General features: G+C 64.8%; 6 protein-coding genes. 4 read left to right on the forward strand and 2 right to left on the reverse strand.

Annotated features, from left to right (window positions below; translation table 11 throughout):
• Positions 1-21: 21 nt before the first annotated feature.
• Together AC1D34_RS10500 and AC1D34_RS10505 are read right to left on the reverse strand one after the other, a co-directional pair.
• On the reverse strand, positions 22-729 hold the full coding sequence (locus tag AC1D34_RS10500; RefSeq protein ID WP_476824205.1) for a flavin reductase family protein: 708 nt from the start codon (positions 727-729) through the stop codon (positions 22-24).
• Positions 726-1,436, reverse strand: coding sequence for a GntR family transcriptional regulator (locus AC1D34_RS10505; RefSeq protein ID WP_052513480.1), 711 nt, complete (start codon positions 1,434-1,436; stop codon positions 726-728). Before AC1D34_RS10505 ends, AC1D34_RS10500 begins: the two co-directional genes overlap by 4 nt.
• A gap of 252 nt (positions 1,437-1,688) precedes the next feature.
• On the opposite strand from AC1D34_RS10505, the gene AC1D34_RS10510 reads away from it, so the two are divergent.
• The 4 genes from AC1D34_RS10510 to AC1D34_RS10525 form a co-directional block, all read left to right on the forward strand.
• Positions 1,689-3,257, forward strand: coding sequence for an ABC transporter substrate-binding protein (locus tag AC1D34_RS10510; protein ID WP_476824206.1), 1,569 nt, complete (start codon positions 1,689-1,691; stop codon positions 3,255-3,257).
• Positions 3,258-3,322: 65 nt separating this feature from the next.
• Positions 3,323-4,315 (forward strand): ABC transporter permease, encoded by a 993-nt coding sequence (locus AC1D34_RS10515; protein ID WP_476824207.1) that lies wholly within the window; start codon positions 3,323-3,325, stop codon positions 4,313-4,315.
• Positions 4,305-5,240, forward strand: a complete 936-nt coding sequence (locus AC1D34_RS10520) for an ABC transporter permease (protein ID WP_476824208.1) — start codon at positions 4,305-4,307, stop codon at positions 5,238-5,240. The genes AC1D34_RS10515 and AC1D34_RS10520 overlap by 11 nt, the downstream gene beginning before the upstream one ends.
• A 21-nt stretch (positions 5,241-5,261) precedes the next feature.
• On the forward strand, positions 5,262-6,383 hold a 1,122-nt coding region (locus AC1D34_RS10525; RefSeq protein WP_476824209.1), incomplete at its 3' end, for an amidohydrolase family protein.

The raw sequence follows: 6,383 nt of genomic DNA on the forward strand, positions 1-6,383 counted from the left end.
CGCAAGCCTGCAATCGGACGTTCAGTCCTTCAGCGACGTGCGCCGGTTCGCCTCTTCCGGGCGCTGGGTCCAGGTGTCGACCGACATCGTGGGCAGGTCGAAATAGTCGCGGGTCGTGGCATAGCCATGACCGCCCATTCGGCCGATGGCGTCGAGCCCGACCGGGTCGACATGGAGCCGTTCGTCGACGATGTCGGCCCGGAAATGGGCGTAGACGACTTCGCCGAGGATGATCTCTCGGGAGTTGCCGATGCCGAGCGTGGTGTGGTGACGACATTCGAAGGCGGCGGGTGCCTGCCCGATCCAGGGGCAGGGCACCTTGACGCCCGGCAGGGCATCGAGCCCCGCCTCGCGCAATTCGTCGATGCCCGGCGCGAAAGGCACCGCGCAGACATTCATGCCGGCAATGAGCGCGTCAGAGACGATGTTCACGGTGAAGGCAAGGGTATCGCGGACATTGCGACCGGTATCCTTCTGGCCCCCTGTCGGGCGATACTCGACGCCAAGGGCCAGGATCGCGGGATCGGCCGAAAGGCAGTTGAAGAAGCTGAACGGCGCGGCGTTGACGATGCCCTGCGCATCGACCGTCGTCACCAGCGCGATCGGGCGTGGCACGACCGCGCCGATCAGGAGCTTGTAGCGCTCGCGCGGCGTGAGCGCCGCGAAATCGAAGGTGACGATCGAGGGCTGGGTGTCGGACTTGGGCTGGACGCGCGGCTGAGCGGTCATGGGGGAGTCAGTCCTTCGCTCAATGCGTAGGGGGCGAGCAGGTCGCGGATGTCGCGCTCCGCCCGGGGAGTGAGCAGGGCGCGCGTGACCACGGCCTGCAGATGATGATCCATCAGTTCGGCGGCCTGCTTCGCATCGCCGCGCTTCAGCGCCTCGATCAGCTGCCGGTGCTCGGAGACGGCGCATTCCGACGAATGCGGACGGCCGTAGATCGCCAGAACCAGCGAGCAGCGCGAGCTCAGCTCCTGGATATAGCGCAGCAGCAGGACGTTGCCCGTCATCTCGGCGAGCCGGATGTGGAAATCGCCGGAGAGCCGGATCGATTCCGGCCCGTCCTGGCCATGTGCGGCTTCCTCCTGCCGGACATGGTGCTCAAGCTCGGTGATCTGTGCCGGGGTGAGCCGGCCTGCGAGGGTCTCGGCGACCAACCGTTCAAGGCTACGGCGGACGTCGAAGACGTCGCGGGCTTCTTCCAGGGTGGGATAGGCGACCGAGGCGCCGCGATTGGGCTTGAGCTCGACCAGGCCCTCGACGGCGAGCCGCCCGAAGGCCTCGCGCACCAGCGTACGGCTGACGCCGAGCTGTTCGCCGATCGAGTCTTCGGGAAGCTTCATGCCAGGCCGCAGGGCCTGCTCGATGATCGCGCGTCGCAGCGCCTTGTACACGGATTGCGCACGCAATCCATGAGGGCGGGGTTCCGTCGGCATGGTGCGTCTCCGCTCTGGCTCGGCCGTCTCAGCCTCACTCCATGTCACGGGATTCCGCTCCACTCCAGTTTCCCCCTTGTCTGCGATAATCGTATACAATACGATATCTCTATCGTATGCAATATTGATTGTTGATTGCGCACGAGATGCTGCACAAAGTGCCAGGGTGGCGCGGGATTGGGCATTCACGAGGGGCACCGAGCCTGACCGAGCGCCAAAGATGCGCCGCAGGTTCATCGAGAGGAGAAATCGATGAAGAAGCACTGGTTGTTGGCGGCTGTCGCGGCTCTGGCGCTGAACGGCGCGGCTGAGGCGAAGACCCTGAAATGGGGCGCGTCGCGCGAGATCGCCTCGCTCGACCCCTATTCCTACGGCGAGACGTTCACGCTCTCCGTGCTCAATCATGTCTATGAGGGGCTGGTGCGCTACACCGGCGATCTCAAGATCGAGCCGGCCCTGGCGGAATCATGGGAGACGGTCTCCCCCACGGTCTGGCGCTTCAAGCTGCGTCAGGGTGTGAAGTTCCACAATGGCAACCCCTTCACCGCTGACGATGTGATCGCCTCGCTCGACCGCGTCACGCATGACACGTCGCCGCTCAAGGGCAATCTGCCGGCCTACAAGAGCGCCAAGAAGATCGACGACTATACCGTCGAGATCGAGGTCAACGGCCCGTACCCGCTGCTGCTGAACGACCTCACCAACATCTTCATCTTCGACAAGGAGTGGATGGAGGCGAACAACACCTCGCTCCCGACCGATTCCGGCAAGGGCATCAAGGGCTACGCAACCGACAACACCAACGGCACCGGCCCGTTCAAGGTCGAGAGCCGCCGCGCCGACGCCAAGACGATCTTCATCAAGAACCCGACCTGGTGGGACAAGCCGCAGCACAATATCGACGTCATCGAGTTCACGCCGATCACCTCGGCCTCGACCCGTGTCGCCGCGCTGCTCTCCGGCGAGATCGACTTCACCAATGTCGCGCCCTTGCAGGATCTGCCGCGGCTTGCGGCTTCGCCCGACGTCAAGGTTCTGCAGACCAACGAGCTGCGCTCGGTTTTCTTCGCCCTCAATCTGAAGGATGCGCTGTTCGAGAGCGATGTGAAGGACAAGAACCCCTTCAAGGATATCCGGGTCCGTGAGGCGCTCTATCGCGCGATCGACATCGACGCCGTCCAGAAGCGGGCCATGCGCGGCCTCTCGCGCAATACCGGCGCGCTGGTCGCTCCGGCGATCCCAGGCTACGAGCCGTCCCAGGATGCGCGCCTGCCCTTCGATCTCGAGGGGGCCAAGAAGCTGCTGGCGGCCGCCGGTTATCCCAACGGCTTCTCCTTCCAGTTCAATTGTCAGGCCGACAGCCTGGTCAACGAGGAGGAGTTCTGCCAGGCGGTCGCTTCGATGTGGTCGCGCGCCGGCCTGAAGCCCAATCTCAGCCTCGCCCCGCGCAGCCAGCAGACACCGAAGCGCGTCAAGGGCGATTTCGACGTGATCTCCTTTGGCTGGGCCAATGAGCCGATGATCGACGCCTACTCGCTGCTGGTGCAGGTGCTGCGCTCGAAGAGCGGCACGGGCGGCGTGTTCAACTGGGGCAACTGGGGCGATCCGCGCATCGATGCGCTGATCGACAAGGCCGGCGTCGAACTCGACAACRGCAAGCGCATCCCGATGATGATGGAGGCGCTCAAGATCGCCAAGGCGGAGCATCTCTTCATCCCGCTGCATCAGCAGCCGATGGCCTGGGCGATGCGCAACACGGTGGCCTCGACGGTGCAGGCCTCCGACAACAAGCCGCGCCTGTGGCTGACCACGCTGAAGTGAGCTGAACCGCATCGACCGGCCGGGAGCGTTCAGGCGCTCCCGGTCCATTGTGACCGGAGGGGACGATGCCGGCTTTCCTGCTGAAACGACTGCTGAACGCGGCTGGCGTGATGCTCGCCGTCGCCTTCCTCGCCTTCCTGATCTTCCGGTTCGTCGGCGACCCCGTCGAGCTGATGCTGAACGAGCAGGCGAGCCAGGCGCAGCGCGACGAGTTGCGCGTGCGGCTCGGTCTCGACCGGGGCTTCGTCCTGCAATTTGCGACCTTTGTCGGCAACGCGGCGCGCGGCGATTTCGGCATCTCCTATCGCAATCAGCAGGATGTCTTCACGCTGATCACGGAGCGCTTCCCGGCCACTTTCGAACTGGTGCTGGTAGCGACCTTCCTGTCGCTCGCAGTCGGGATCCCGCTCGGCGTCTACACGGCGATCAGACGTGACAGCCTGCTCGCCAAGTCACTGCAATTCGTCTCCGTGCTCGGCGTCTCCCTGCCAAGCTTCGCGCTCGGCATCCTGTTCATCCTGCTCTTCTCGGTGACCCTGCAATGGCTGCCGGCCTTCGGCCGCGGCGAGGTGGTGCAGATCGGCTGGTGGAGCACAGGTTTCCTGACGCCGTCCGGCCGGCGCGCGCTGATCCTGCCGGGCATCACGCTCTCGCTCTTCCAGATCACGCTGGTGATGCGGCTCGTGCGGGCCGAGATGCTGGAGACGATGCGCACCGACTTCATCCGCTTCGCCCGGGCGCGGGGCCTGCCGGCTCGTGCGGTGAATTTCCGCCATGCGCTGCGCAACTGCCTGATGCCGGTGATCACGGTGACTGGTCTGCAGATCGGCAACCTGATCGCCTTCGCGCTGGTGACCGAAACCGTCTTCCAATGGCCGGGCATGGGCATGCTCTTCGTCCAGGCCGTGACCTTCGTCGATATCCCCGTGATGGCGGCCTATCTGATCGTCGTCTCCTTCATCTTCGTGTCACTGAACACGCTGGTCGACCTGCTCTACGCCTATGTCGATCCAAGGCTGCGCGAAGATGCGATTTCGGGAGCCGCCAATGCCCGCTGATGCCGCTGCCAAGCCCAGCCGCCTGCGCCGCTTCCTCGACAGCGATATCGGCTGGAGCTTCTGTCGCACTCCCGCGGCCTGGCTTTCGACGCTGGTGCTGGTGCTGCTGATCGCGACCGCGTTTCTCGCGCCCCTGATCGCGCCGCAAAACCCGCATGATCTCGCTCAGGTCTTCATCGACAAGGCAGAGATCCCGCCGATCTGGCAGGCCGGCGGGGAGTGGCCGTTCCTGCTCGGCACGGACCCGCAGGGACGCGACGTGCTGTCCGCCATTCTGTACGGTACGCGCGTCTCGCTGCTGATCGGTATCGCAGCAGTGATCGTCTCGATGGGGCTCGGCGTGACGGTCGGGCTGGTCTCGGGCTTCTATGGCGGTCGCATCGACAACCTCCTGATGCGCCTCGGCGACACCGTTCTCTCGATCCCGACTCTGCTGATGGCGATCCTGGTCAGCGCCATCTTCCGCGAGTTGCTGCCACCCGGCCTGCGTGAGCCTTTTGCCGCGGTGGTGCTGGTGGTCTCGATCTCGCTGACCAACTGGGTGCAGTACGCGCGCACCGTGCGCGCCTCCACCATGGTCGAACGGCGCAAGGAATACGTTCTCGCCGCGCGCATCATCAAGGTCGCGCCGGCGCGCATCATGCGACGCCACATCCTGCCGAATACCCTGACGCCGGTGATGGTCGCCGCGACGCTCAATCTCGGGCTGGCAATCCTGTCGGAAGCGACCCTGTCCTTCCTGGGCGTCGGGATGCCGATCACCCAGCCTTCGCTCGGCACGCTGATCCGCATCGGCAACCAGTACCTGTTCTCGGGCTCCTGGTGGCTGATCGTCTTCCCGTCACTGCAGCTCGGGCTGATCGTGCTCTCGGTCAACCTGCTCGGCGACTGGCTGCGCGATGCGCTGAATCCGAAACTCCGCTGACAAGAAACTGACGAGGAAACGATGGCTACCGATCTTCTGCTGCGCAATATCCGCCCGCTTGGCGGCGAGGCGACCGATATCCTGATCGAGAAGGGGCGGATTGCCCGCCTCGGGACCGGGCTTGCTGCGCCGGCCGGTGTCGCGGTCGAGGATGGCCGCAACGAGATCCTGCTGCCCGGCCTGGTCGAGGCTCACACCCATCTCGACAAGAGCCTCTGGGGCCTGCCCTGGTACAAGAACGAAGTTGGCCCGAGACTTCTCGACAAGATCGACAATGAGCGCCTGAACAAGCGTCGGCTCGGCATCGATCCCTATCAGCAATCGGCCCGCCAGAGCATCCAGTCCTCGCTGATGGGCTCGACCCATATCCGCAGCCATATCGACATCGATACCGATCACGGCATGTGGGGCGTCGAGGGCGTGATGAAGATGCGCGACGATTATCGCGACATCATCGACGTCGAGATCGTCGCCTTCCCGCAGTCCGGCATGCTGCGCCGGCCCGGCACGCTGGAGCTGATGGACGAGGCCATGAAGCTCGGCGCGGAAGTGGTCGGCGGCCTCGATCCCTGCACGATCGACCGTGATCCCAAGGGGCATCTCGACGCCGTGTTTGCGCTCTGCCAGCGCTATGGCAAGCCGCTCGACATCCACCTGCATGAGCCCGGTGAGGTCGGCGCCTTCTCGATGGACATGATCATCGAGCGTACACGGGCACTCGGCATGAAGGGCAAGGTCACAATCAGCCATGCCTTCTGCCTCGGCACGCCGGACCCGGCCCTCATCGATCCGCTGATCGCCCAGCTCGCCGAGCTCGACATTGCCATCATGACGACGGCGCCGGCGAGCCGGCCGGCCCCGCCGGTGAAGCGGCTGATCGAGGCCGGCATCCGGGTCTGCTCCGGCTCTGACGGCATCCGCGACACCTGGGGGCCGTATGGCAATGCCGACATGCTGGAGCGCGCCATGTTCGTCGGCCTGCGCAACAACTTCCGGCGCGACGATGAACTCCGGATCGCTCTCGATGTCTGCACCATCGAGGGAGCCAAGGTGATGGAACTCGACGGCTACGGGCTGAGCCAGGGCTGCCGGGCCGATCTCGTGCTCGTGCCCGGCGGGACGCTGGCCGAGGCGATCGTGACC

It is taken from the genome of Allobosea sp. P1_A7 (assembly GCF_056406775.1).

Excerpts from the sequence above, each read along its gene's own strand:
- AC1D34_RS10500 (WP_476824205.1), bottom strand. The coding sequence starts at position 729 with ATGACCGCTCAGCCGCGCGTCCAGCCCAAGTCCGACACCCAGCCCTCG.
- AC1D34_RS10505 (WP_052513480.1), bottom strand. The coding sequence starts at position 1,436 with ATGCCGACGGAACCCCGCCCTCATGGATTGCGTGCGCAATCCGTGTAC.
- AC1D34_RS10515 (WP_476824207.1), top strand. The coding sequence starts at position 3,323 with ATGCCGGCTTTCCTGCTGAAACGACTGCTGAACGCGGCTGGCGTGATG.
- AC1D34_RS10520 (WP_476824208.1), top strand. The coding sequence starts at position 4,305 with ATGCCCGCTGATGCCGCTGCCAAGCCCAGCCGCCTGCGCCGCTTCCTC.